Here is a 25693-nt window from a genome sequence, read left to right on the forward strand (position 1 = left end):
ATATGGTCAAATGCCAAGCCATCATACACCTGACTTTCCTTAACCAAAACTTCTCGTTTCTGATTGTCTGCACAGCAAATATATGCGGTATAGCTAGGGGGAGATTAGGCGCCGCTTCACCTTGACATGCCAGTAATAATATCTTCCATTTCTCATTCACAGCTCTTACAGGTCCTATCATTTCTGGGCAGGTTTTTATACTTTTACGGAACAGTAAGATGAGCACGTTCAAAGGAGACTCGTATGCTTACCGTAAAAAAACTTGCTCTGTCCACGCTGGTTTCCAGCTCACTGCTTTTTTACCCCGCGCTGCAGGCATCGGCTGAAACGCCGCAGCACGTCGTGAAACAACCGGCGGGCGGATACCGCGTTCAGGTCGGTGACGTCATGGTCACCTCGTTTACGGACGGGACCGTCGCGCAGGACCTGCACAAGCTGCTGCGCCGGACAACGCCGCAAAACATCGATGCGCTGCTCGCGAAGAATTTCCAGACCAACCCGGCCGAGGTCTCGATCAACGCCTTTCTGATTGCGATACCCGGACACAACATTCTGGTGGATACCGGTTCAGGCCAGCTCTTCGGTCCTGATGCGGGCGGACGCCTGGTTGAAAGCCTCGCCACGCAGGGGATTAAGCCCGAGGACATTACTGAAGTCCTGCTGACCCACGCCCACTCCGATCACGCGGGCGGTCTGGTGAAAGACGGCAAGGTGGTGTTCAGCAACGCGCGCGTATTCGTTGGCAAACCCGACGTCGACTTTTTCTTTAACGACGACAATCAAAAGAAAACCGGCTACGGCAAGAACTACTTTGACGTCGCGCAGAAGACCTTAAAGCCCTATCTGGACGCCGGCAAAGTGGTGCCGTTTAGCGGCACGGCTGAGATCCTCCCGGGGCTGACCGGCACGGTTCATCCCGGCCATACGCCGGGTTCAGCCTTCTACACGCTCACAAGCAAGGGCGAGAAGCTCACTTTCGTTGGCGACATCATTCACGCCGCGGCGGTCCAGTTCCCGCAGCCAGGCGTGACCATCACCTACGATGAAGATCAGAACAAAGCGGCAGGCGTGCGTGAAAAGGCGTTTGCGGACTTTGTGAAAAACAGAGACCTGATTGCCGCGCCCCATCTGCCGTTCCCGGGTATCGGCTATGTCACCAAAGGCGAAAACGGCGGCTACGCGTGGGTCCCCGTCACCTATACCAACCGGGACGCCAGCAGCGCGAAATAAGCGGATGGCGCAGTCAGGCGCGATCGAGGGTAGTCAGAAATTTTTTAAGCACTTCTGAGCGAATAATCCGGTGGCAAATCAGCGTCAGCTCGCTTTCCCGAAGCCGGTCGAGGATGTCCACGTAAACGACATTCTCGACGCTCACCGCCTTTGCCGAGGCGGGCAGCAGCGCCAGGCCAAACCCTGCCGACACCAGGCTTATCACCGTGGGCACGTCGGTCGCATTCTGCACCACGTCAGGCTGAAATCCCGCCCCGCTGCAGGCGTCGTAGAAATACTGCTCCAGCCCCATGCCTTCCGGATCGCGCAGGGAGATCCATTTTTCATCTTTCACCGACGACAGCGTCAGCGCGGCGGACCCGGCCAGAGGGTGCTGACGATACAGCGCCAGCACCGTTTTCTCGCGGGTGAACGGGCGGCTTTGCAGATCCTCCGGCAGCGACGGCAGCGGCGGCAGCGGCGCGCGGATGATGGCCACGTCCAGCTGGTTGCTCTGCACGGCGGCGTAGAGCGTCTGCACGTTTCCGGTCATCAGCGACATGGTAATGGCCGGCCAGCGCGTATGCATCTGGCGCAATACGGCGGGCAACTTCCCGTCGAACATCGCGCTCGATACGCACCCCAGGTTTAACACCCCCTGCTCGCCCCTTGCCGTTTGCCTGGCGTCCAGCACCGCCTGCTCGGTTAACGAGATGGCGAGCCTGGCTTTCACCAGAAACGCTTCACCCGCGGGCGTCAGGGTCAGACGGCGGTTGGCCCGGCTGAAAAGCGTGACGCCTAAACGTTCTTCCAGGGCCTTTACCTGCTGGCTCAGCGCCGGTTGCGCCATGTTCAGGCGCTCGGCGGCCCGGTGCATGTGGAGCTCTTCGGCCACGACGATGAAGTGGCGCATCTGACGAAACTGCACGCGACGCCTCCCTTTTGATATGAATTTACTTATCAATTTAGCAGTAATGATGCAATTGATGCTATCGGTCTTTGCCATAAAAATGGAGGCATTCAACCGTGGGAGGAAAATATGGAACATAAGATTAACGATCTCCGCAGCGCCATCGCCTTACTGCAGCGTCACGAAGGGCAATATATTGAAACCCATCATCCGGTCGATCCTAATGCAGAGCTGGCGGGGGTTTACCGCCACATCGGCGCGGGCGGCACGGTCAAACGCCCGACCCGCATCGGCCCGGCCATGATGTTCAACAGCGTGAAGGGCTATCCGGACTCGCGCATTCTGGTGGGCATGCACGCCAGCCGCGAGCGCGCGGCGCTCCTGTTAGGCTGCGAGCCCTCTGAACTGGCAAAACACGTCGGCCAGGCGGTGAAAAAGCCGGTAGCGCCGGTGGTGGTTCCGGCCTCGCAGGCGCCCTGCCAGGAGCAGGTCTTCTACGCTGACGATCCTGACTTCGACCTGCGCAAGCTGCTTCCGGCACCGACCAACACGCCGATTGATGCAGGCCCGTTCTTCTGCCTGGGGCTGGTGCTGGCAAGCGACCCGGAGGACAGCTCGCTGACGGACGTCACCATACACCGCCTCTGCGTTCAGGAGCGCGACGAGCTTTCCATGTTCCTTGCCGCCGGTCGCCATATCGAAGTCTTCCGCAAAAAAGCGGAAGCGGCCGGAAAACCGCTGCCGGTGACGATCAACATGGGGCTCGATCCCGCCATCTATATCGGCGCGTGCTTCGAGGCCCCCACTACGCCGTTTGGCTACAACGAGCTGGGCGTCGCCGGGGCGTTGCGCCAGCAGCCGGTCGAGCTGGTACAGGGCGTGGCGGTTAAAGAGAAAGCGATCGCGCGCGCGGAAATCATTATCGAAGGTGAACTGCTCCCTAGCGTGCGCGTAAGAGAAGATCAGCACACCAATACCGGCCACGCGATGCCGGAGTTCCCGGGCTACTGCGGCGAGGCGAACCCGTCTCTGCCGGTGATCAAAGTGAAAGCCGTGACCATGCGACACCGCGCGATCCTGCAAACGCTGGTGGGACCGGGAGAAGAACATACCACCCTGGCCGGCTTGCCGACCGAGGCCAGCATCCGCAACGCCGTTGAAGAGGCGATCCCGGGCTTCCTGCAAAACGTCTACGCCCATACCGCGGGCGGCGGCAAGTTTCTCGGGATATTGCAGGTGAAAAAGCGCCAGCCGTCAGACGAAGGACGTCAGGGCCAGGCGGCGCTGATTGCCTTAGCCACCTATTCGGAGCTGAAGAACATCATTCTTGTCGACGAAGACGTGGATATTTTCGACAGCGACGACATCCTGTGGGCGATGACCACCCGCATGCAGGGCGATGTCAGCATCACCAATATTCCGGGGATCCGCGGCCACCAGCTCGATCCGTCCCAGTCGCCGGACTATAGCAACTCGATTCGCGGCAACGGCATCTCCTGCAAGACCATATTCGACTGCACGGTGCCGTGGGCGCTGAAGGACCGCTTCGAGCGCGCCCCGTTTATGGAGGTGGACCCGACACCGTGGGCGCCGGAGCTGTTTGCCGACAACACAAAATAAAATCACGCGCGTATGGCCTGCGGGTCATACGCTGATTTTCTTCTCAAGCGTGGCAATATTTTCCCCCGCCACGCGTTCCACGGTGAAACGATCGAGGCTCAGCAAAATGAGCATCAGCCCCCTGCCGCTCTCCAGCAGCGGCGACATTTCGCAGAAACGCTCTCGCCTCGCGGCCTCAAGCCGCTCCAGCGGGAAGGCGTCACCCGCGTCGGTAAAAATAACGCAGGCATCGTTGCCGCGAATGTCGAAACGTACGCTAAAGAGGCGCGAGCTATCCTCGTGCAGCGCGTAGCGGATGATATTCGTCGCCGTTTCACAGACGGCGAGATCGAAGGCGAAACGCCACTCGTCGTCTACGGCAAGCGCGCCCAGCCGCTCTCCCAGCCAGGTGGCAAGCGGCGTCAGGGAATCGATCGCCGCCGGAAATTCAGCACGATCCAGCCTCGGCATCTACGGCCCCAGCTGCGCGAGCGCGCTGCTTTTATCCGGATAGATGCGGAAGATGCGATCCATTCGGGTCAGGGTGAACATATTCATGATCCCCGGGTTCAGGGCGCACAGCGCCATTTCGCCTTTGCCGTTCATCAGCTTAAACAACGATACCAGCATACCCAGCCCGCTACTGTCGATGAAATCCACTTTGCTAAAGTCGACGATTAAGGCTTTACGATCGCTGCCAATCTCTTCAGCGACAGAGGCCTTAAACGCGGCGGCAACAGAGGCGTCCAGCCGCCGGATCGCGGGCGTAAGAATGTTGACGTGCGGTAGCCTTTCAGTATTAACAATCATTTTGTTCTCCCTGACGCTCGATCACTAACAGTGAAACGTCATCGGTTAAGGCGGTCAGTTCATCACGATTCGCGTTGCGCCAGCCGGTCAGGTGATTACCGAACCGCGGCAAAAGTTCATCAAGCGGCAGCCGGGCATGTTGCTGAAGCCAGCGTTCAAGACGCTGCGGGCCAAACTGCTCCCCCCCGACGTTCTCGCACTCCGTGATACCGTCGCTGAATAAGCATAAGCGATCCCCTGGATTGAGGGTAAACGTGACGTCGTCCCAGCTCAGGTCCGGGATCAGCCCGACCGGCGGTCCGCCATCGCCCACCGAGGTGACGGCACGCGCCGCATTCACAATAAGGGGGGTAGGATGCCCGGCCTGGCACAACACTCCCTGACCGCTGTCTGGATCGATCACCCCGTAGATGATGGTGAAATAGCTGGTAATGTCGCTCTCTTCGCTGCAGAAGCGGCTGTTCAGTATTCTGACGACCTCGGCAGGCGACTGAATCCCCCCCTCTTCGGTAAACAAAAAACGATCCACCACTCTGCCGTGCAGGAACTGACGCGCCACCGCCAGGGACATCATCGCCGCCCCCACGCCGTGGCCGGACACATCCACGCAGTAAAAGCCCAGATGCGAGTCAAGAGCAAAAATATTGAAAACATCACCCGCGACCCACGCTGAGGGTAAAAAAAGCCAGTCGGAAAAATAGTCGCCGAAGCGTAAGCGGTGTGAGGGCAGCACCGAGTGCTGAACGCGCGCCGCCAGCTCAAGATCCTTTTCAATCTGGCGTAACGCTTCACTCAGACGCTTGTTGTGCGCCGCAAGGGTCGCCTCCAGCGTCAGAATGCGTACCCCGGCGTGCAGTCGCGCCCGCAGCTCGTCCTGCTCGACGGGCTTATTTAAAAATTCATCGGCTCCGGCTTCAAACCCCCGCGCCAAATCGCCCGAATTCTCACGCGCCGTCAGCAGAATGACGTACACGTAGTGACCCCATTCCCGACTACGGATCGCCTTGCAGAGGGCAAGGCCGTCCATTTCAGGCATTTCCCAGTCGCTGATTACCATGCTGACGGGCTGGCTGGACAATATCTCCAGCGCGGCGACGCCATTTTCCGCTTCGCTCACGGTGTAGCCCCACTGGATAAGCATTCGAGAGAGTAAGCGACGATAAATCAAAGAATCTTCAACGATTAATACGTGCAGCGCCGACATGTATCCCTCCTAGATGGGTAAGAACCAGATGAGGCTCACGGTCCCTTCCCTGAATTTTGCATTCCCGTTGCCATGACCCGGATAGCGCGTCCCCGCATAGTTCGCATACTGGATGGAGAACGATCCCGGCGTGTAGCCCGCGTAGCCAAAGCTGTAGCTGTAATCGCCGTTCCAGGGCTGCTGCTGGCTGCTGTCCGGGAACCAGAACGCCGTTGCGCGAACGAAGAAATGTTGTTTGAAGGTATAGCCGCAGCCGCCGAGCATAACGTTTTTATTTTTGCGGATGTCATCGCTGCTGAGATCGTAGTAGCGCGGAACCCAGCTGTATCCGACCTGGCAAATGATGGAATCCCCTTTATTAATCAGGAGCGTGTTTTCAACCGGCTTGGGCAAGGAAAACTTATAGGCCAGCGTGAACGCGCCCTGTTCGAAGTAGGTGTGTCTCCGACTGCCCGACGTCCAGAAGTGGTTTTCGCCGTAGTTGCCGTAAACCAGGCTCACCGTATTGGCATGCCAGTCGTCATAGCCGAAACTGTAGCGAAAGTCCGCGGTGTAGCGGTTGGTATCTCTGATCGGCAAGCGAGAGGTTATGTTGGCAAACCAGAAGCTGTAGGGGGAATACTGCAGGCTAAGATTGAGCGTCTGGTTGAGCGTGTTCTTCTGCGCGGCGCCGTCCGAGCTGTTAGGCACGCTCACCAGCTGCTCTTTCAGCCCTGAACTAAAGCTCAGGGCACCAGAAAATTGCTTTTCATTCCCCGAGAACAGCCGCCCCCAGCGGCTGGTAAAGACCCCCGCCTGAACCGGTTCGCCGTTCCGATCGCGCAGCGTGTCTGCCGCATCCGCCGCGGGTATCGCGGCGAGCAGGACGCCCGCCAGAAGCCATTTTTCGCGCATAGCCGCCATCCTTAGTTAGGTATCCAGCGTGCGGCAACGTTGTATCTTGCCATCAGCCACAACATGCCCAGCGCCGCCGCATGCACTAACGTATTTTCTATCCAGGCATGACGCCATAAGTCGAAGGTGATGAACTGGCTCACCAGCAGCACCACGTACACATGCAGAATAAAGGTATAAAGCGAGTGCTGGCCTAGCGGGATCAGAAACCAGCCCAGCAGACGATTGAGCGGCACCCAGCAATACGTCAGCACCAGATAGACGGTGACCATCAGAGCGATATCGTTCAGCACCCGCACCGGGCCCAGCTCATTTTTTGCCGCCCAGGTGTGATAAAACGCATTGAAGCTGTCAGGCGAAATGACGTGAAGCAGCAGCGCGGGCGGCATAAACGGGTTGGTATGGTTCTGGGCAACAAACGCCAGACCGAGCGCCACCATCACCAGCACAGCTACCACGGCTTTTCCTGGCGGAGTGCGGGCGAAAGAGATCAGTTCGGCTTTATACCAGCCGCTGGCCATGCCCAGCACGAAGATGAACTGCCATGCCAGCAGCGGAAAGGCGAATTCGAACTCCGACGGCGTGAGCCGCACCGGCCACTGCTGCCACAGGCCGTACGCCAGCAGCGACAGCCCCAGAAGCCACCAGACTTTACCCTTCTGCAGCATCCCCAAAAACAGGGGGCTGAATAACAGCAAAAAGATATACAGCCCCAGAATTTGCGTCTGATGCGGGCCAATCTGCAAATAGAGAATAATGTTGAACCAGGTCTCCTTTATTTGCGGCGTAACCGGATAAAGCGACCAGCTTTCACCCGAAAAGCGATCGGTAAAGTGCGTGACCTCGAAAAGATTAATATGCGGCACATAGCTAAGTAAAATAAATGACACTATGACAATGATATTTACGCGATATATTTTCCAGGCTCTGCGATATAGTCCCCAGGAGACCGTGAGCAATACCGCTTTTTGCAGGCGCGCGCGATTCAGCATGCCCAGCATAAAACCGGAAAGTATGACAAAACCCTCTGCACCGGTTGTTAACCCAAAACGCTCCCAGGAGAATATATTAAATATTGACATCACCTCGGTATGCGCCACCACCATCATGACGAGGGCAATGCCGCGCATAAAGTCGATTCTCAGGTCCCGAGCGCCTGCAACGGAGTAACGCCATGGTATTGATTTAACTTCATCTTCTTGCGCTATCGACGGCGCAACATGGCTCATAGGATGTCCTTTACCTTGAAAAAGAAAACGACGTTATAAATAAAGTAGATAGCCTAAAGGAATAGTATCCGCAATTTATCGCAGGCAGAAGAAAACAATTAAGTTGAATTTAAAATTAATTAACTCCTACTAAATAATAGCAATAAACGTCGCTGGACACTTTTATTCGGCGTTCTACACTTACCTTAAATCTTGTTTAGTCGCTAAATTTTACTTTCGGGCCACTGCCTGCGCCGCAGAATGGGTCTGCATTTTTCACGGAATCAGGAACGCCGGAACTATGGATTTTTATTTTTCCCGTTTTGAACAACGTCGACCTCCGGAACCGTTAAAAACACCGCGCTGGGTCATGATGACCTGGCAGGTGCTGGCGGTCGCGGCGCTTATTCTGGGCGCAAATTATATTTACTGGCGCTGGACCGCTTCCCTGAATACCGACGCGCTATGGTATGCCATACCGCTGGTCCTCGCCGAAACCCTGGCCTGGATAGGCACCGTGCTGTTTACCATCAACTTGTGGAAAGAACAGGATCCTCCCCAGAGCCCGCCGCCTGGCGAGATTAACGAATGCCTGGCACCTGACGAGGCCGTAGAGCCCCGTCCCGTTAAGGTGGATCTGTTCATTGCCACCTATTCGGAAGACACCGAGCTGGTCAGGCTGTCCATTCGCGACGCCCTGAAGATGGAATACCCGTTCCCGATTGACTATCGCATCCACGTGCTTGACGACGGCCGCCGCCCGGAGATGAAAGCCGTCTGTGAAGAGGAAGGCGTTAACTATATCAGCCGTCAGACCAACATCGGCTTTAAGGCCGGCAACCTGCGCAACGGCCTTGAGCAAACCGACGGCGATTTTATTGTGATCTGCGACGCCGATACCCGCGTATTTCCCACCCTGCTCAGCCATACGCTGGGCTATTTTCGCGATCCGGATGTCGCCTGGGTGCAGACGCCGCAGTGGTTCTTCGACCTTCCGGAAGGGGAAAATCTGTCGCGCTGGGGGCAGCGAAAAGTCGGAAAAGTGGGCTACGGTCTGGGCTGGCTGATTCAGAAATTTGTCGGACCGGTCACCGTTGGCCGCGACCCGTTTTTTAACGATCCGCGCATGTTCTATGACGTCATCCTGCGGCGGCGCAACTGGGCGAACGCGGCATTCTGCTGCGGCGCGGCGTCCATCCACCGTCGCGAGGCGGTCATGCAGGCCGCGCTCCGCAGCTACGTCTGGTCCGTCGAAGAGGAGATCCATCGCCATACCCGCGACATCCGCGATGACGAAACGCGCGAAGCGCTGCAGGAGGCGATGCGCCCGCACGTGGCGTTTGACACCGAGCTCACCCCCTACAAATTCCACGTCTCCGAAGATATCTACACCTCGGTGCTGCTGCACGGTGACGCCGCCCGGCGCTGGCGCTCGGTCATGCATCCGCGCGTTGAGTCGAAGATGCTCTCGCCGCAGGATATGCTGACCTGGATGATCCAGCGCTTTAAATACGCCGCCGGCTCGCTGGATATTTTGTTCCATGACAATATTTTCAGCCGTCGCCGCTTCAGGCTTTCGCTTCCCCAGACGCTGATGTATGCCACCACCTTCTGGTCCTATATGGCCTGCGTGTGGAACACGGTATTTTTGATCTCGCCCATTATCTATCTGTTCACCGGCATTCCGCCGGTCTCCGCCTGGTCGACGCCGTTCTATCTCCATTTTCTGCCGTTTTTTATCGTCTCGGAACTGGCCTTTATGTTCGGGACCTGGGGGATTTCGGCCTGGGACGGCAGAGCCTCTTACCTCTCCTTCTTTTCCATGAACCTGCGCGCGCTCGATACGGTGCTGCGGGGCGAGCAGATCAAATTTCACGTCACGCCAAAAGAGCGGCAGACGGGCCGTTTTCTCTACCTGGTGAAGCCGCAGATTGCCATCGTGGTGCTCACCCTCGCAGGGCTTATCTGGGGAGGGATTCAGGTAGCGCGCGGTCAGGTGGACGATCCTTCCGGCTACGTCATCAATATTTTCTGGGGTGGGGTGAACATCGCCGCCATGCTTCCCCTGATTTTTGCGGCCATGTGGACGCCCGCTGAAGAGGACGAGGTCACCCCATGAGGATACGTGATGCCCTGCTGCCCGCGCGCAGTTACCTCACCATTTTGCTCGGGTTTCTGCTCGGCTTTGCCGTGGTGGTCTGGGTTGAAAAACAGATGCCCACCCGCGTGGAAAGCAGCGGCGGCATCGCGCTCAGTAAAGACTTCCCGCCGCTGCCCGCGAAGCGCGCGCTGACCTATGACGAAGCCATCTGGGCGCGGGTCGCCTGGCAATACTATGTAAATAATACCCAGCCGAACGGCCTGGCGAACGCCAGCGACGGCGAGCCCTGGCTGAGCCTCTGGAGCGTGGGGAGCTACCTGTTTGCGACCGCTGCCGCAGAGCAGCTCAACATTATTTCCGCCGATGAGTTCGACGAGAGGATCGGCACCGCCCTGTTCACGCTCGGGCAACTGCCGCTCAACGAGCAGGGCCTTCCCGCCGCGTATTACCATGCGGATACCCTGAAGATCCTCGGGAAACCCGACGCCTCGGCAATCGGGCTGAGCCGCCTGCTGACGGCGCTTCAGACCCTGCTATGGCGCTATCCTCAGCACGCGGCGGCTATCCACGATCTGATTAGCCTCTGGAACACCGGCGCGCTGATAGAAAATAACGACCAAAGCCAGGCGGCCGTGCCGCTCCACCACTGGGCGCTGACCGCTGACGAACAGCGGGACAGCTTTGGCTACCGCCTCTACGCCAGCCATACGCTGCGCCTGATTGACAGCGCGGCGGGCCTTGCGGTCACCAATCCGCCGGAAGGGCAAAAGATGATCGATCTGGACGGCGTGATGGTGCCCGATGAAGGGCTACGCACGCCCTGGGGCAAGCAAACCTCCCTCATCAGTCTCCCCTATCTGTTAACCGGCCTTGAGCTGGGCTTTGATGCGCAGAGCGCTGAAATTGCATGGCGAATTATGCAGATCCAGCAGCGGCGCCATAGCCTGCGTACCCCAAAACCGCCGATCAGCACGGATTATGCCGAACCGGCCCCGGATTACGTTACCGATCTGCCGAACAGGCAGCCGGTTCAGTCACGCGCCCTGCGCGACGAGGTGCCGGAGAAGGTGGCGATAGCCTCAACCCGCACCGCGTTTGCCTGGTATGCCCTGTTCCGCAATAGCTGGAGCGAAGCGCTGCGCCAGCAGGTTCTGGCCCTTCAGGTGCCGGGTAAAGGCTGGCAGCGCGGGTTAAATCTTAACAACAGCGTCAACGCCGTCGTGGACGCCGATACCAATGCCATCGTGCTGGAAAGTTTGTCTTACATCGCGCACGGTCAGATGCTTTGTCTGGCCTGCCTCTACACTTCCCCCTCAGCAGGAGCAACGCCATGAAGCCACGATCCCCGATCCTTTTTCACCTGCTCACGGGACTAACGATCTGCTGGCTGGCACTCTCGACCGCGCGTGCGGACACAGAGCTTCCTGCATCGGGTTACTCCCCGCGCAGCGGCGAGCTGACGGCCCGAGAGATGACCATCGCGAAAAACGCCTGGCAGTATTTCGTCGCCAACTATCAGCCCACGACGGGCCTGGTGAATGCGGTCAATAAATATCCCTCCACCACCATGTGGGACAGTGCCTCCTATCTGGCCGCCCTGACGGCGGCGCGCGAGCTGGGGATCATTGATAAAGCGGAATTCGATCGCCGGATGCTGAAATTTCTCGCCACGTTAAACACCCTGGTACTGTTCCGCAACGAGCTGCCCAACAAGGCCTATAACACCATCAGCGGCCAGAAGGTGGACTACACCAACAAGCCCGGCGAAATTGGCTTCTCGGCGCTGGACATCGGGAGGATGCTGGTCTGGCTGAAAATCATCAAAGAGCGCTATCCGGAGTATGGCAACAGCGTGGATAACGTGGTGCTCGGCTGGGATTTCAGCCATGCGATCGACCCCTGCGGCACGCTCTACGGGGCCTATCTGGAGAACGGCCAGCCGAAGTATGTTCAAGAAGGCCGTCTGGGCTATGAAGAGTATGGCGCGGCGGGCTACCAGCTGTGGGGGTTTAATACCTGTAAGGCCAGCCGCCCGCAGCCTTACGAGCTGGCCGAGATCTACTGCGTGCTGGTCCCGTACGATTCGCGCGACCCACGCGACACCTCTCAGCATAACTACGTGGTGACGGAATCTTACCTGCTCTACGGGCTGGAGTTCGGCTTTGATAAGCCGACCGACCGGGACAACGCCCCGCGCGACTACTCCCTGACGTGGATGAAAAACTTTGCCGACCGCGTTTATCAGGCGCAGGAGAACCGCTATACCATTACCGGTGTTCTCACCGCGCGCTCCGAGCACCAGCTCGATAAAGCCCCGTACTTCGTCTATGACACCGTCTTCAGCGACGGATACAACTGGAACACCATTACCGATAAGGGCCAGTTTGTTCCTAACGCTGCCGCGATATCGCTGAAGGCGGCGCTGGGCATGTGGGTGCTGTGGAACTCCCCTTATACCGACCGCCTGCTGAACACCATTGAGAATGCTAACGAAGAGGGAAAAGGCTACTACGAAGGGCTGTATGAAAACGGTGACGGCCCGATCAAAGAGTTCACGGCGAACAATAACGGCATCATGCTGGAGGCCCTGCTGTTCAAAAAAGAGGGAAAACTGCTGGCCTTCAACACCGACAACCCGAAGAGCAAGGATTTTGCCCCGTCTTTGTGGGATCAAAAGCTGCTCGATCAGTTTGAAGAGAACAACGCCCAGCGCAACCGCCCGTTCCTGAGCAGCACGCCGTCGGTAAAAAGCTGGTGCGACCGAACCGGCGTCACGCAGCGCACCCAACCCGCCTGTCAGGCCTGTCAGTGCGCGTCATGCAGCGCGGACGAGCCCGTTAAACTGCCTCCGGTGACCGCGCAATGCTTAAAACCATAGCCAGAGGGCTCGCGGGATTACTCCTCGCAGGCGCGATCGTCTTTGCTCTGTTTGGCCATCAGGGTGCGGGCTGGCGCTGGCTCATCAACGGCGGCTGGCATTCCAGCGCGCGTATCTCAGCCCTGACGCCGGAAGAGCAGGCGTGGGCGGCAACCGCCTGGCGCTATTTCGCCAATAATACCCAGCCGCAAACCGGGCTGGTCAACGGAAGCGACAAACAGCCCCGCGTCACGCTCTGGCAAATGGGCGATACGCTTATCGCCCTGCTGGCGGCAAAAGAGCTGGGGCTGATTGATGACGCCGAGTATGACGCTCGCTTAACCCGTATCATGGGCACCCTTAACCGCCTGATGCTGACCGATGCCCGCACGCCGGGCCGACTCTATTCCAGCCAGACGGCGACGCCCGTCGACTTTAGCGGTAAGCCCATCAAAAATGGTTGGTCCGCGCGCGACATGGCGCGCCTGATGCTCGCCCTGCGCCTCACCGCGGAGCGGGAGCCGCAGTACAGCGAATATCTGGATAAGATCGTCCTGCGCTGGAATTTCTGCCCGGTCATCGACAGCGAGGGCGAACTGTGGTCATCGTCCCTGCAAAACGGCCAGCCGGTCGTCCGGGAAGAGCTGCGCCTGGGCGAGAGCGAATATGCCGCGACGGCGTTCCAGCTGTGGGGATTTTCTCCCGATAAGGCCTTCACGCCCCCGGCGCGCCACGTCATCATCGCCCAGCGACGTCTGGCCGTGGACGCGCGGGATCCGCGCACCACGTGGCAGCCCTCTTTGATTACCACCCTTCCCTATATGCTGCCGGGCCTGGAGTTTGGCTGGGAGCCCGACGGCGTGGGGGCCGACCTGCAAAAGCGGCTGCGCAAGCAGGCCGAAAACGTCTGGCTGAGCCAGAAGACCCGCTGGGAGACCGATAAAATCCTGACGGCAAGGGCTGATTTCACGCTCTCACAGGCACCCTGGCATATTCAGGATGCCGTCTGGGGAAATGGCTATGCCTGGAACGCGGTCGGCGACGATGGCCGGGACTACACCCGTTTCTCGCAGGTATCGACCAGGGCGGTTTTTGCCCTCTGGGCGCTATGGGACACCCCGTACACCGACGTGCTGATGTCGGTGACAAAGCATCTTAACGACCCGCAGAAAGGCTGGTACGAAGGCCGCCTTGAAGCCACGGGCGATACCAACGCTGCGTTAACCCTGTCCACCAACGCCACGGTTCTGGAAGCTCTTTTCTTTAAACACAACGCCGGGCCTCTGTTTGACGTCCGTCGCGCGAAGAAAGAGAGCTACTTTTCACGCCGCCTGGCAGAGGAATACACGCCCATCGGGCACTGTCTGCCGGGCGAAAGCACCATAAGGAGGAGGCCGTGAAGTTCTATCGCGATCTGTTTGAATCCAGCCTGAACCGCGTCTTTCCTGATAATGAAAAAACCGCGTTTTTTCAGACGTTCTATGACGCCTTCGTCCATATGTCGCCCGAAACTGAAGCGCATTTTTCTCGCCTGCCGGAGCGGGAAGGTCAGCAGACCCTGTTTAAAAGCTTCTTTGCCATGCTGGCGGTAGACGGCGCCCTGATCGTCCCTGATTTTCTTGAGCGCCTGGCGCGGGAGCAAAGCGATGACGGTCTTCATCTTCCCCCGCGCTTTTTTGCCCTGTGGCGAGAAGCCATGCTCAACGCGGTGAGCCTGCGCGATCCGCTCTGCGACGATGAGATCCTGACCGCTTGGGCGATGGCCATCGCGCCCGGTCTGGAATACCTGCGCCGACAGGCAGAACTGCATTACCGCGCGTAGGGAGAATCACGATGAGCGCATTCACGTACGACCTTAACGCGCTGCCGGCCGCCGTCATGATTTATGACCGTGATGAACGCCTGCAGGCCTGGAATCACAACGTGGCCCTGTTCTATCCGGTCATCACCCCGTGGCTGAAGGAAGGGACGACCCTTGAAGCGCTGGCGGAGCGCTTTATCGATGCCGTTTACAACGTCGATCCCGGCCTGCGCCAGACGTTGCGCGAGTCGATTGTGCGCAACTGTCGGCAGGATAAACACTGCGAGGTGCGCCAGGCCGGACAGCGCCGCATCTTCGTTCAGCACCAGCGGCTTGCGGACGGCGGCATTGTCAGCCTCCACAGCGACATCACCGAGCTGGACGAAGCCCAGCGCGCGCGATATCAGCTGCATGACGACTTTTTGCTGACGGCGGAATCCATTCATATCGGGATTTGGGACTGGCAGGTTTCTGGCGACACGCTCCAGGTGAACGATACCCTGCTCGCCATGCTCGGTCAGTCGCGCACCCGGTGGCACTATCCGGTGCATTTTTTGCTCAACCTGGTCCACGAGGACGATCGCGCAGCGCTGGGCAAGGCGCTGGACGACTCGAAGCAGGATCACCGCCCGGTCTTTGAATGCGAGATCCGCGTGCATCACCCAGGCGAAGGGCTGCGCTGGATGCTGCTGTCCGGACAGGTGGTCACGCTCTCCATCGACGGAAACGCCGAACGGGTTATTGGCACGCTTCAGGATATAACCCGGCGTAAAGAGGCTGAAATTCAGGCGATCGCCTCAGCCCTTGAGGCAAAAAAAGCCAACGAGGCGAAAAGCGCGTTTCTGGCGAATATGAGCCATGAAATCCGCACCCCGATGAACGGCATCATCGGCATGACCCAGCTATGCCTCGATACCCCTCTCAGCGCCGATCAGCGCGATTATCTGACGCTGGTTATGAGTTCAGCGCAGTCTCTGCTGCATATCATCAACGATATTCTCGATTTTTCCCGTATTGAAGCTGGCAAAGTGGTACTGGACTCCGGGCCGGTTAATATTCGCCCTTTTATACAGTCACTGATTCGCCCTCTAATGCCCGGCGCGAGTGATAAAGGCATTGAACTTCTGGTTGATATCGCACCCGTTGTACCAGACATCCTGCTTGTTGATGGCGACCGGCTTCGTCAAGTCCTGACTAATTTACTGGGTAACGCGCTGAAATTTACCCATCAGGGGGAAATTATCCTGATTGTCGAGCCCGGCGATAGCGAGAGTCACTGGCGTTTTCGCGTCCGCGACAGCGGCATTGGTATACCGGCTGATAAGCAGAAGGTCATTTTTGAAGCCTTCAGCCAGGCGGATAATTCAACCACCCGCCGCTATGGCGGAACAGGACTCGGGTTAACCATTTCTTCGTGGCTGGTTTCAGCAATGGGAGGCAAGCTAACGGTTAGCAGTGAGCCCGGAAAAGGCAGCGAGTTTGCCTTTACGTTACCGCTAGCCGCCTGTGCGCTCTCTTCAGAGGAACGGCCATATAGCCACCGATTCAATGGAGAGGCGGTACTGGTGGTCGATGACAATACAACCAACCTGCAGTTGCTGGCCGCCATGCTCAGCCAGATGGGGCTAAAACCCACCTGCGTTAACAACGCCAGCGAGGCCATTGACCGGGTTAAAACGGGAACAGTATGGCCGCTGATCCTGCTGGACGCGCAGATGCCGGAGATGGACGGCGTGTCCCTGGCCCTTGAGCTTTCGGTACTGCCGCAGGTTGCTGAAAGCCATATCATCATGCTGAGCTCCATGAGCCGGCATTTTGATATCACTATGCTGAAGCGGATCGGGATTAAAAGCTATCTGCATAAGCCTATCGCCCAGGACGAGCTGCATCAGGCGATTGCCGCCGCGTTTGAGCGTTCGCCGGTGCCCGTGGGTGAAAGCACGCCCGCGCCTGCCGCCTCTTCCGTGGCGACGGGGCTGCGGATCCTGCTGGCAGAAGATAATCTGGTTAACCAGAAGGTCGCCGCGCGCCTGCTCGAGCGGCTCGGCCACACCTGTCAGATCGTTGATAACGGCGTCGCGCTGCTGGAACGCTGGCGCGCGGGCGTCTGGGACGTTTTGCTGATCGACCTTCAGATGCCGGAGATGGACGGTGAGACCGCCATTCGCCTGCTGCGGGAAGAAGAACGGTCCCGCCCCGGCCCGGCTCAATCCACCGTTGCCATGACCGCACACGCCATGCAGGGGGATAAAGAGCGCTGTCTCAACATGGGGTTCGACGGCTACATTGCTAAGCCCATCAGCCAGGCGCGTCTCGCCGAAGAGATTGCCCGCGTGCTCGAGCGCCACGATGAGTCAGCCGGTTTCCCGGATGAAGCGCGCCTGCTGAAACAGTGCGCTGACGATCCCGCCCTGGTGCAGGAGCTGCTGGCCCTGTTTGGCGAAGGGCTCAATGAGGCGATTAAAACCATTACCCTGGCCATCGACGGCAACGATCGCGACGCGCTGCGACGCGCTGCCCATAAGCTGCGCGGAGAAGCCGTCACGCTGGACTTCAGCACGCTCGCCCGGCTGCTCCAGGGGCTGGAAAGCGGCGCGCATGCGCTGGATGGGCAACAGCTTGCGGCGCTGAATGACAATCTTCGTAAGGAATCGCTGCGCCTGCTGGCGTGGCTCAACGCGCGCGGGGTAAACGAACCATGACGCGAAGCCTCGTGCTGCTTTTATCGCTCTTTATTCCCCCGCTGGCGGCGAACCCGGTCCCGGTCAGCTGGTCTCTTGCGGGAGAGTGGCAGGTTCAGGACGCTAACGACAGCACCACGCCTCCCGCGTCAGGCTGGCGCGCGCTTAAGGTCCCGGCCAACTGGTACAGCGCCGGGTACGATCATCAGGGTGCGCTGTGGTATAAGCAGGCGTTTACCCTGCCCGCGCAGCCGCCTGACGTGATGAGCACCCTGGTGTTTGACGGCGTCGATTATCTGGCGGACGTCACGCTGAACGGCCAGCCGCTGGGCAAGCATGAGGGCTATTTTCAGCGCTTTTCGCTGGATGCCAGCCCGGCATTACAACGTCACAACCGCCTTGTGGTGAGGGTGGATAGCCCTTACGAAGATCCGCACACGGTCTGGCCGCTGCATAAGACCGCCATGAAGGGGATCCTTAACCAGCATGATACGCGCCCCGGGGGCGCCTGGTCGCCGGAAGGACAGGACGCCAACTCTGGCGGCATCTGGGCACCGGTCAGGCTGCATCTCAGCCGGGGTGTTGCGATCGACAACGTTATCCTCCGTCCGGACTGGTCCCGGGGGCTGACGCACCCAACGCTGAAGGCCGAGATCCGCTATCGCGCGCGCGGTCAGGCCCCGGCGACCGTGCGGCTCACCGCCACGCCCGCCAACTTCAGCGGCAAGCGCTACCAGGCAGATTTATCGGTTACCCTCGAAAGCGGCGCCCATTCCGCGCAGGTGACGCTACCGATGCCGGAGGCAAAACTGTGGTGGCCGGTCGGCACGGGGAAACCGCACCTGTATAACATTCGCGTGGCATTACGCGATGAAAACGGCGTGATGGACACGGCGACAACCCGCACCGGGCTGCGTAAAATCGTCGAGCAGCCCGACAATAAGGGCTGGCTTATTAACGACAGGCGCCTTTTCATTAAGGGCAGTAATTACATCGGTTCCCCCTGGCTCAGCACCATGACGCGAGAGAAATACCGTCGCGATCTTCAGCTGGTGAAAGCCATGAACGCCAACGCCATACGCGTGCACGGACACGTTGCCGGGCGCGCGCTGTATGACGTGGCCGATGAGATGGGGATGATGATCTGGCAGGACGTTCCGCTGCAGTGGGGCTACGACAGCAGCGATGCCTTTACGGAAAACGCGGTCCGACAGACGCGGGAGATGATCGAACAGTTCGGTAATTCCCCCGCCATTATCGTCTGGGGCGGGCATAACGAACCGCCGTGGAACTCGCCGTGGATGGAAAAACGCTTTCCCGACTGGAATAAAGATCTGAACCGCACGCTTACGCAACGGGTCGCGGATACGCTGGCCGAAGATAGTTCCCGCATCGTGCACCGTTTTTCCGCCGTTGAGGAACATTACTGGGCGGGCTGGTATTTCGGCACCGTACGCGACCTGCTTACGCCGGCCAAAACGGGGATCATTACCGAGTTCGGCGCGCAGGCGCTGCCCCGCCTGTCCACGCTAAAAACCATCATCCCAGCGTCGCATCTGTGGCCAAAAACCAGCGCCGCTGACGATCCCGGCTGGAGCGTCTGGAAATACCATAACTTTCAGCCCTTCCAGACCTTTAAGTTTGCCGGTATTCCGCGCGGGAAGACTATTCAGGAGATGATTCGCAACACCCAGGCGTATCAGTCTCAGCTGGTCGCCACCGCGGCAGAAAGCTATCGCCGACAGCGATACCAGCCGGTGACGGCCCTGTTCCACTTCATGTTTGTGGAAACCTGGCCCTCTATCAACTGGGGCGTGGTCGACTACCTGCGTAAGCCTAAGCCCGGGTTTTACGCGTTACAACGCGCCTACCAGCCGATTCTGCCGTCCATTGAGCCGGTCACCGCCCAGTGGACATCCGGGGCGGCGGCCACCGTGCGTCTTTGGGCCATCAACGACACCTGGAAACCGTGCCGCGAATGTCGTCTGTCCTGGCGCATCAGCCAGGGCAATAAGATACTGGCAAAAGGCACGACAACGACGACGATCGCCGCCGACTCGGGAACGATGGTTAAAACGCTTACGGTCACGCCCGCGGGCCAGGACGACGTGTCGATTCACTTTACGATTGAAAACGGCGCGGGAAAAATTGTCGGTGAAAACCAGCGCACGGAGTCCGTCATAAAGTGAGCGAGGGGAAAAGGAAAATTGCCGCTTCCCCTGCTTTCTTGTACCCTTTCAGCGTTTACCCCAATCCCAATTAAGCGAGACGCCCGGACGCCTATGACTGCACATATTTCCAAAGATCCTTTGCATGGCGTAACGCTGGAGATGATGGTCAACGCCCTGGTGGCGAAGTATGGCTGGAGCGAGCTGGGCGACCGCATCAAAATTAACTGCTTCAGAAAAGACCCCAGCGTTAAGTCGAGCCTGAAATTTCTGCGCCGCACCCCGTGGGCGCGCGCGGAAGTTGAAGCCCTGTATCTGGACTCCCTTCACGATGAGGTGAGCGCAGAACAGGCGGCACCCGCCTTTAATCCCTGGGCCAACAGTCGGATTATCAAGAGCTAATACGCAAATGACGCGACACGTAAAACGGATTGGTGCGCTGACGGCCTGCGCACTTTTACTTGTAAGCTGCTCCTCAAAACCACCCAAATCACTGGTAACCCCGCTCCCCACCGTGAGCAAACCCGCCCAGAAGACCAACGAGCCGATGCGCGGGATCTGGCTGGCGACCGTCTCGCGCCTCGACTGGCCGCCGGTGGCCTCGGTGAACGGCCGCAGCGCGGACCAGCGCATCGCGATGCAAAAGCAGGCGCTGATTGCAAAGCTCGACAACCTGAAGCACCTCGGCATTAATACGGTATTTTTCCAGGTGAAGCCGGACAGCACGGCGCTCTGGTCATCCAAAATTTTACCGTGGTCAGATATGCTGACGGGCAACATCGGGGAGTATCCGGGATACGACCCGCTGCAGTTTATGCTCGATGAAGCGCACAAGCGCGGCATGAAGGTGCATGCCTGGTTCAACCCGTACCGCGTATCCACCAACACCAAGCCGTCCACCATCGCCGCCCTGAACCGGACCGCGTATCAGTCCCCGTCCAGCGTCTATGTCCAGCACCCTGAGTGGGTGCGCATCTCGGGCGATCGCTTCGTGCTCGATCCCGGCATTCCGGAAGTGCGCGACTGGATCACCCGCGTGGTGACCGAAGTGGTGGCGAACTATCCGGTAGACGGCGTGCAGTTTGATGACTACTTTTACGCCGAATCCCCGGGATCCGCGCTGAATGATTCACAGACTTACCGGCAGTACGGACAGGGATTTGCCTCAAAGGCAGACTGGCGAAGACACAACACGCAGCAGCTGATCGTCCAGGTCTCCCGCGCAATCAAGCAGACAAAGCCCGACGTTGAGTTTGGCGTCAGCCCGGCGGGCGTGTGGCGTAACCGCTCCTTTGACCCGGCAGGCTCCGACACCCGCGGCGCCGCGGCCTATGATGAATCCTACGCCGATACGCGTCAGTGGGTGCAGCAGGGCCTGCTGGACTACATCGCCCCGCAGATCTACTGGCCTTTTGCCCGGGATGCCGCCCGCTACGACGTGCTGACCAAATGGTGGGCCGACGTCGTGAAGCCGACCCACACTCGCCTGTATATCGGTATAGCGTTTTACAAGGTAGGCGAGCCGTCGCGAAACGAGCCGGACTGGACGGTTCAGGGCGGCGTGCCGGAGCTGAAAAAACAGCTCGATCTCAACGATTCGCTGCCCAACGTCAACGGCACCATCCTGTTCCGGGAAGATTACCTGAACAAGCCGCAGACGCAGCAGGCGGTGAACTATCTCCGTGGACGCTGGGGTAGCTGAATAACGGTCAGGCAGAAACGCCCCATTTCTGCCTTTTTTTACGGCTTCGGCCCGAACATCGCCTCAAGCTGCTGCGCGTCCGGCATCCCCACCACCTGCTGCAGCTCGTTATCCGCATTGAGATAGTAAATGGCCGGGGTGGCGTTAGCGCCCAGGCTGTCCATCAGCGCCTGATGCTTCTGCAGGATCGCTACCGTTTCGCGCGACGCTTCCCCCTCAGGCTTCGGTAACTTTTTGCCGCCGGAGAGCTCGTATTCGCGCCAGGCCGCAACCGGATCTTTCGCATTCAGAATGGCGGCGGCGTTACGTCCGCTGTTGGGGTTGAGGAACGCCACCAGCAGCGTATTGAGCTGAACCTTACCCGCCTTCACCCACGGCTGCGCTTCGGCCCAGAACTGCTTGCAGTACGGACAGAACGGATCGGCAAAGACAAAGACCTTACGCGGGGCGTTATCCGCCCCTTCTTTCAGGGGATGCGCCGCATTGAGGTTCTTCCACATTTCACGTCCCATTGGGGCGTAGATCTCTTTCTGGAAATAGCCCTCGCTGAGGTTTTTCCCTTTTTCGTCGTACAGATAGCCCGAAATCACGTGCTTGCCATCCGGGGTTAAAAAGAGCGTCACGCCCATGTCCTGATACTGCCCCAGCCAGGCAGGCGCGCCGCCGGGGGCATCCAGCTTCTTGATGATTTTAATGTCCTGCTGCTCGCTGAATTGCTTCACCACATCCGGTATGGCGTCAGCGGCCTGGACCAGCCCTGAGGTCGCCAGCGCCGAAAGTAACAATAATTTTTTCATTTCCCTCTCCGGTTTTTCGGGGGCATTACGCCCCCTTCAGGTTAGCGGTTTTTCAGCGCGTCGCTGACCATTTCGTCGAACTGTTCGAACGGCACCCAGCCTGGCAGTAATCCCTCGCCAATCAGCGTGGCGGGCGTGCCCTGAATGCCCATTTTTTCCGCAACGAGCAGGCTGCGCCTGATCGTCATCAGGCTCTCCTCGTCCGGCGTCGTGACGCTCACGCCCGCCCGCTTTTGCGCCTCCTGAATGCTGGCGTCATCGTGGTACCCCTTCTTCGCCATCAGGGCATGGTTCAGCTTCATAAACTGCCCGGGATCCTGACGCCAGAGCGTTAAGGCGTCTCGCGCGGCGGTTAGCGAGCTTTCCGAGCGGAAAGGTAAAAACTTAAACACCACGGCGACGTCGGGATGTTTTTCAACGATCTCCTCCAGGTACGGATCGAATTTCTTGCAGTACGGGCAGTTGTAGTCGGTAAACACCACCAGAGTGAGCTTCGGATTTTTTGCCCCGATGCGCGGGGAGTTCGGATCGTTAAACAGAAAATCCGCGATCATCTTCTGCGCGCGCTGCTCCTGGTCCGGCGTCAGCGGCTGGGCGGCGAACAGCTGAACCGGGGCCAGCATGAGCATAAGCGTGATAAGGAGTTTTTTCATGACACAGTTAGCCTTTTGCGTTGTTCAGGGTGGTGACCAGGGCGTGCGTGTCCAGCAGCGGCGAGAGGATCTCCCCCTCAGGCAGGCCGGGGCCATACACGGCGTTAAACGGAATGGCGTAGCGGTTTCGCTTCGCCAGAAAATCCGCGATAAACGCGGACGGCTGGCTCCAGTCTCCGCGCAGGGCCACCACGTCCGGCTGGCGCAGCGCGGCAATGACGTCAGGCTGGTTCAGGACCCGGTGCTCGTTAACTTTGCAGGTCACGCACCAGTCCGCCGAAATGTCCACAAACACCCGTTTCCCCTGCGCCAGCGCGCTTTCGATAGCCTCTTCACTGAGCGGCTGCCACGGGATGGTCTGCGCAACGTTTTGTGCCGGAGCGTCCGGCGGCGCGTTTAGCAGCCCGCGCGCCTGATACCCGCCGAACGCCGGCAGCACGATGACCACGACCCAAAACAGCGGTGAAGATTTTGGCCCCTTCAGCGCGAACAGCACGAGCGCGACGGCCGTCAGCACCAGCATCACGATCTGGCTAACCGCCTCGCCCAGATGCCCGCTCAGAAGTGTCGCCAGCCAGAGGCTGGAGGCCAGCATCATCAGGCCCAGAATGACCTTGAGCGTGTTCATCCAGCGGCCGGGCTTCGGCAGCAGCATGGCCGTTTTCGGCACCAGGGCAACGAACAGCCACGGCAGGCTCATGCCCACGCCGAGCATCAGGAAGATCAGCCACAGGGCGTGCAGCGGCGCGCCAAGCGCAAAGGCGACCGCGGTACCGAGGAACGGCGCGGAGCACGGCGTCGCCAGCAGCGTGGCGAACACCCCTTCGCAGAAGCTGCCGCCAAGCCCCCTGCCGCCTGCGGTTGCCAGCCGTCCTGAGGCGGCAGAAGGCAGCAGCACCTCAAACGCGCCAAACAGGTTCAGCGCAAACAGGAAGGTGACGGCGACCATCAGGCCGATAAACCACGGGTTCTGAAACTGAATGCCCCACCCCAGCGACGCCCCGGTCAGCTTAAGCGCGGTCACCATCCCCGCCAGCAGCATAAAGGAGGTGAGGATCCCTGCGCTGGTGGCGAGGAAGCGCAGCCTGATCGCCCGCCTGTCCGATCCCGCCTGCAGGATGCTGTTAAGCTTCATGCCCATCACCGGCAGCACGCAGGGCATCAGGTTGAGGATCAGCCCGCCCAGCAGGGCAAAGAGCACCATTTTTCCCGTCCCGTCGGGCGCGTAAGGCTCGGCGGGCGCAGCGCCAACGGTCATGGTGGTTTGCTGCGCGTGACCGCCGCTGGTCAGCACAAACGACAGCCTCTTGCCTTCCAGCGACGCGGGTTTATCACCCCATTCATCGGTCACGGGTACCGTAACCCGAAGCGCATTGCCGTCGTGCGTAATAACCGGCTCGCCGGGCAGAATGTCGCCCTCCAGCGGGTCAAAGTAGATCCCCGGATTATCCCATTTCCCGTCCGTCGTGCCGGTAATGACCAGCTTGTCGCCTGAAAGCCAGGCGGAGAGATCCTTGGATACGCCGGACGTGCCCGGAATGGCGCGCATTGCTTGCTCGAAGCTGCTGCGGAAACCCTCATCCACGGGCTGGGTAAAATCGAGATGCAGCGGGTAGTCCGTCAGCAGGCAGACGTTGCTGCACGTAGAGAGCGTGAGCGTTGCGTCGAGCGCGTCGCCCTTCACGCCGTCGAGCGTAATGGGGATCGTGACCTTGTCGTGATAGCCCTGGGTCGTCATGCCGGAGATATCAAAGCGCGACGGTACCGGCCAGGACCAGCTATCCGTTACGCCCTCCGGCCAGCGGATTGTCGGCGCAACCCCGCCCTCGCCGGGCGATCGCCAGTAGGTTTTCCAGCCGGGCTTGAGCTCAACGGTGAGCAGGCCTTTAACGTGCGTTTGTTCCCTCTCCGCCTGAAAGCGGATGCGGGCGTGATCGTTTTGTGGGGAGATCAGCCAGCCGGTGTCTGCCGCATGGACAATGCCGATGCAGGACAGCCACAGGAAGACGAATCCCCTGAAGAGGTTAACCATGTTTTACTCCGTGAACAGTGAAAAATTATCGCGTGGTGACGATGTTTTTCATTCACGGAAGACGCAGTTTTTAAGGTGTATTCGGGGAGGCGGAGCCTGAACGGGCTGTTCCACGGACGCAAATGCCCGCCCTTGCGTAAACAGCTGTAGCAGCGCGAAGAAGATAATAATGGCCGGCAGCGCGCCGTCGAAGAACAGCGGCTGCGCGCAAAGCAGCGAGTGTGCGCCTAGCTGACAGGGCGATGGCCCGGACTGCTCGGTGCTGCTTTGCGACGGGGCATCTGCAATCAGGGACGTCTGCGTCTCCAGGCCCTGTAAAAAATGGTTGAGCATCACCGCGCGCTGCACGAGGCAAAGCGCCATCGCGAGACAGGTGACGATCAAAAGCCATTTTCCGAGGAGCTGACGGTTGCGCATAACATTCCAGAGTGACAAGACGCCCCGATCATAAACGATAGTGATGAATCTACAAGTGCCGGAAGTGTAAGGTTTTGTCTGCCGCCGCTATTCGCCCGTCAGCGCGTCATAAACGTCCCGCAGGCGCGTGCGCAGAAACAGCACCGCCTTGTGCTTGCGGGATAACAGCGCCTGCTCGCTGGCGCCGGTCTCCTCTGCCAGCATTTTGATGCTGTAGCCGTGAAGCTCGGTCTTTTCAAACGCCTCGCGCTGCGGCTGAGGAAGTTCAGATAGCGCCTGACCCAGCTCTTCCCACAGCAGCGTTTTGAGGTACTCCTCTTCCGGCGTGTGCGGGACGCCGAACAGGGTTTCGGCCAGCTCGTCCTCAGGGAAACCGTCATCATCTTCGCCCGTAAAATAGCCGGAAAGCGACACCTCGCGCTTTTTACGCGCCCGGTCGGTCATCTCGTTACGCGCCGCGCGGAACAGCCAGGCGGCGACGTTTTCGACCGGCTGCTCCACCTTCATCAGCTGATACGTCACTTCCTGCAAAATGTCGTCGGCGTCATCGCGGACGGGCGTCCGCCCGCGAATGAAGGCCTTCAGCCGGGCGCGGCAGGCGTTGAGCGCCGACATCAACAGGGATCCGCCCGCCTCCCCGGCTTTCATTT

General features: G+C 59.1%; 22 protein-coding genes. 11 read left to right on the forward strand and 11 right to left on the reverse strand.

What is annotated here, in order from left to right:
* The first annotated feature begins 243 nt into the window (after positions 1-243).
* On the forward strand, positions 244-1230 hold the full coding sequence (locus tag FY206_RS12650; RefSeq protein ID WP_032640588.1) for an MBL fold metallo-hydrolase: 987 nt from the start codon (positions 244-246) through the stop codon (positions 1228-1230).
* Positions 1231-1243: 13 nt separating this feature from the next.
* Here FY206_RS12650 and FY206_RS12655 read toward each other — a convergent pair whose 3' ends face one another.
* Positions 1244-2137 carry a LysR substrate-binding domain-containing protein gene (locus tag FY206_RS12655; protein WP_077064016.1) on the reverse strand — a complete coding sequence of 298 codons (894 nt, stop codon included), beginning with the start codon at positions 2135-2137 and terminating at the stop codon, positions 1244-1246.
* A 111-nt stretch (positions 2138-2248) separates the two neighbouring features.
* Between FY206_RS12655 and FY206_RS12660 the strand changes: the two genes are divergently transcribed.
* Positions 2249-3739: a UbiD family decarboxylase gene (locus FY206_RS12660; RefSeq protein WP_032640592.1), complete on the forward strand. Its 1491-nt coding sequence runs from the start codon at positions 2249-2251 to the stop codon at positions 3737-3739.
* A gap of 24 nt (positions 3740-3763) precedes the next feature.
* Here the strand turns inward: FY206_RS12660 and FY206_RS12665 are convergent, their stop codons facing one another.
* From FY206_RS12665 to opgC, 5 genes are read right to left on the reverse strand one after another with little or no spacing between them, the layout of a single operon-like run.
* Positions 3764-4189, reverse strand: coding sequence for an ATP-binding protein (locus FY206_RS12665; RefSeq protein WP_077064017.1), 426 nt, complete (start codon positions 4187-4189; stop codon positions 3764-3766).
* Entirely contained in the window at positions 4190-4528 is a 339-nt protein-coding gene (locus FY206_RS12670) for an STAS domain-containing protein (protein WP_077064018.1), read from the reverse strand. It lies immediately after the preceding gene.
* Positions 4518-5732, reverse strand: a complete 1215-nt coding sequence (locus FY206_RS12675; RefSeq protein ID WP_077064019.1) for a PP2C family protein-serine/threonine phosphatase — start codon at positions 5730-5732, stop codon at positions 4518-4520. Before FY206_RS12675 ends, FY206_RS12670 begins: the two co-directional genes overlap by 11 nt.
* A 9-nt stretch (positions 5733-5741) precedes the next feature.
* Entirely contained in the window at positions 5742-6626 is an 885-nt protein-coding gene (locus FY206_RS12680) for a hypothetical protein (protein WP_077064020.1), read from the reverse strand.
* 11 nt (positions 6627-6637) lie between these two features.
* The gene (opgC, locus tag FY206_RS12685) at positions 6638-7855 is read right to left on the reverse strand and encodes an OpgC domain-containing protein (protein WP_077064021.1); all 1218 of its coding nucleotides are present in this window, start codon (positions 7853-7855) and stop codon (positions 6638-6640) included.
* Positions 7856-8135: 280 nt separating this feature from the next.
* Here opgC and FY206_RS12690 point away from each other — a divergent pair, with 280 nt between their 5' ends.
* From FY206_RS12690 to FY206_RS12730, 9 genes are all read left to right on the forward strand, one after another.
* Positions 8136-9953, forward strand: coding sequence for a glycosyltransferase family 2 protein (locus FY206_RS12690; protein WP_077064022.1), 1818 nt, complete (start codon positions 8136-8138; stop codon positions 9951-9953).
* On the forward strand, positions 9950-11269 hold the full coding sequence (locus FY206_RS12695; RefSeq protein ID WP_032640635.1) for a DUF3131 domain-containing protein: 1320 nt from the start codon (positions 9950-9952) through the stop codon (positions 11267-11269). The genes FY206_RS12690 and FY206_RS12695 overlap by 4 nt, the downstream gene beginning before the upstream one ends.
* Complete coding sequence (locus tag FY206_RS12700) at positions 11266-12813, forward strand: DUF3131 domain-containing protein (protein WP_032640637.1); 1548 nt, start codon at positions 11266-11268, stop codon at positions 12811-12813. The genes FY206_RS12695 and FY206_RS12700 overlap by 4 nt, the downstream gene beginning before the upstream one ends.
* Positions 12798-14192 carry a DUF3131 domain-containing protein gene (locus FY206_RS12705; RefSeq protein ID WP_045890100.1) on the forward strand — a complete coding sequence of 465 codons (1395 nt, stop codon included), beginning with the start codon at positions 12798-12800 and terminating at the stop codon, positions 14190-14192. Before FY206_RS12700 ends, FY206_RS12705 begins: the two co-directional genes overlap by 16 nt.
* Positions 14189-14614: a globin family protein gene (locus FY206_RS12710; RefSeq protein WP_032640641.1), complete on the forward strand. Its 426-nt coding sequence runs from the start codon at positions 14189-14191 to the stop codon at positions 14612-14614. Before FY206_RS12705 ends, FY206_RS12710 begins: the two co-directional genes overlap by 4 nt.
* A gap of 11 nt (positions 14615-14625) precedes the next feature.
* A complete protein-coding gene (locus tag FY206_RS12715; RefSeq protein WP_045890097.1) occupies positions 14626-17295 on the forward strand; it encodes a hybrid sensor histidine kinase/response regulator in 2670 nt (889 codons plus the stop codon).
* Positions 17292-19463 carry a glycoside hydrolase family 2 protein gene (locus FY206_RS12720; RefSeq protein WP_032640645.1) on the forward strand — a complete coding sequence of 724 codons (2172 nt, stop codon included), beginning with the start codon at positions 17292-17294 and terminating at the stop codon, positions 19461-19463. The genes FY206_RS12715 and FY206_RS12720 overlap by 4 nt, the downstream gene beginning before the upstream one ends.
* 93 nt (positions 19464-19556) lie before the next feature.
* The gene (locus FY206_RS12725; protein ID WP_032640648.1) at positions 19557-19844 is read left to right on the forward strand and encodes a VF530 family protein; all 288 of its coding nucleotides are present in this window, start codon (positions 19557-19559) and stop codon (positions 19842-19844) included.
* Between the two features lie 7 nt (positions 19845-19851).
* Positions 19852-21144, forward strand: a complete 1293-nt coding sequence (locus tag FY206_RS12730) for a glycoside hydrolase family 10-like protein (protein ID WP_032640651.1) — start codon at positions 19852-19854, stop codon at positions 21142-21144.
* A gap of 38 nt (positions 21145-21182) precedes the next feature.
* Here FY206_RS12730 and dsbG read toward each other — a convergent pair whose 3' ends face one another.
* The 5 genes from dsbG to FY206_RS12755 form a co-directional block, all read right to left on the reverse strand.
* Positions 21183-21941: a thiol:disulfide interchange protein DsbG gene (dsbG, locus tag FY206_RS12735; protein ID WP_032640653.1), complete on the reverse strand. Its 759-nt coding sequence runs from the start codon at positions 21939-21941 to the stop codon at positions 21183-21185.
* Positions 21942-21982: 41 nt separating this feature from the next.
* On the reverse strand, positions 21983-22594 hold the full coding sequence (locus tag FY206_RS12740; RefSeq protein ID WP_032640655.1) for a DsbA family protein: 612 nt from the start codon (positions 22592-22594) through the stop codon (positions 21983-21985).
* A gap of 7 nt (positions 22595-22601) precedes the next feature.
* A complete protein-coding gene (locus FY206_RS12745) occupies positions 22602-24626 on the reverse strand; it encodes a protein-disulfide reductase DsbD family protein (RefSeq protein ID WP_032640657.1) in 2025 nt (674 codons plus the stop codon).
* Between the two features lie 48 nt (positions 24627-24674).
* On the reverse strand, positions 24675-25043 hold the full coding sequence (locus FY206_RS12750; protein WP_032640659.1) for a hypothetical protein: 369 nt from the start codon (positions 25041-25043) through the stop codon (positions 24675-24677).
* Positions 25044-25130: 87 nt separating this feature from the next.
* On the reverse strand, positions 25131-25691 hold the full coding sequence (locus tag FY206_RS12755; RefSeq protein WP_080283023.1) for an RNA polymerase sigma factor: 561 nt from the start codon (positions 25689-25691) through the stop codon (positions 25131-25133).
* Positions 25692-25693: the final 2 nt, after the last annotated feature.

Source organism: Enterobacter chengduensis, assembly GCF_001984825.2.
GTDB lineage: Bacteria > Pseudomonadota > Gammaproteobacteria > Enterobacterales > Enterobacteriaceae > Enterobacter > Enterobacter chengduensis.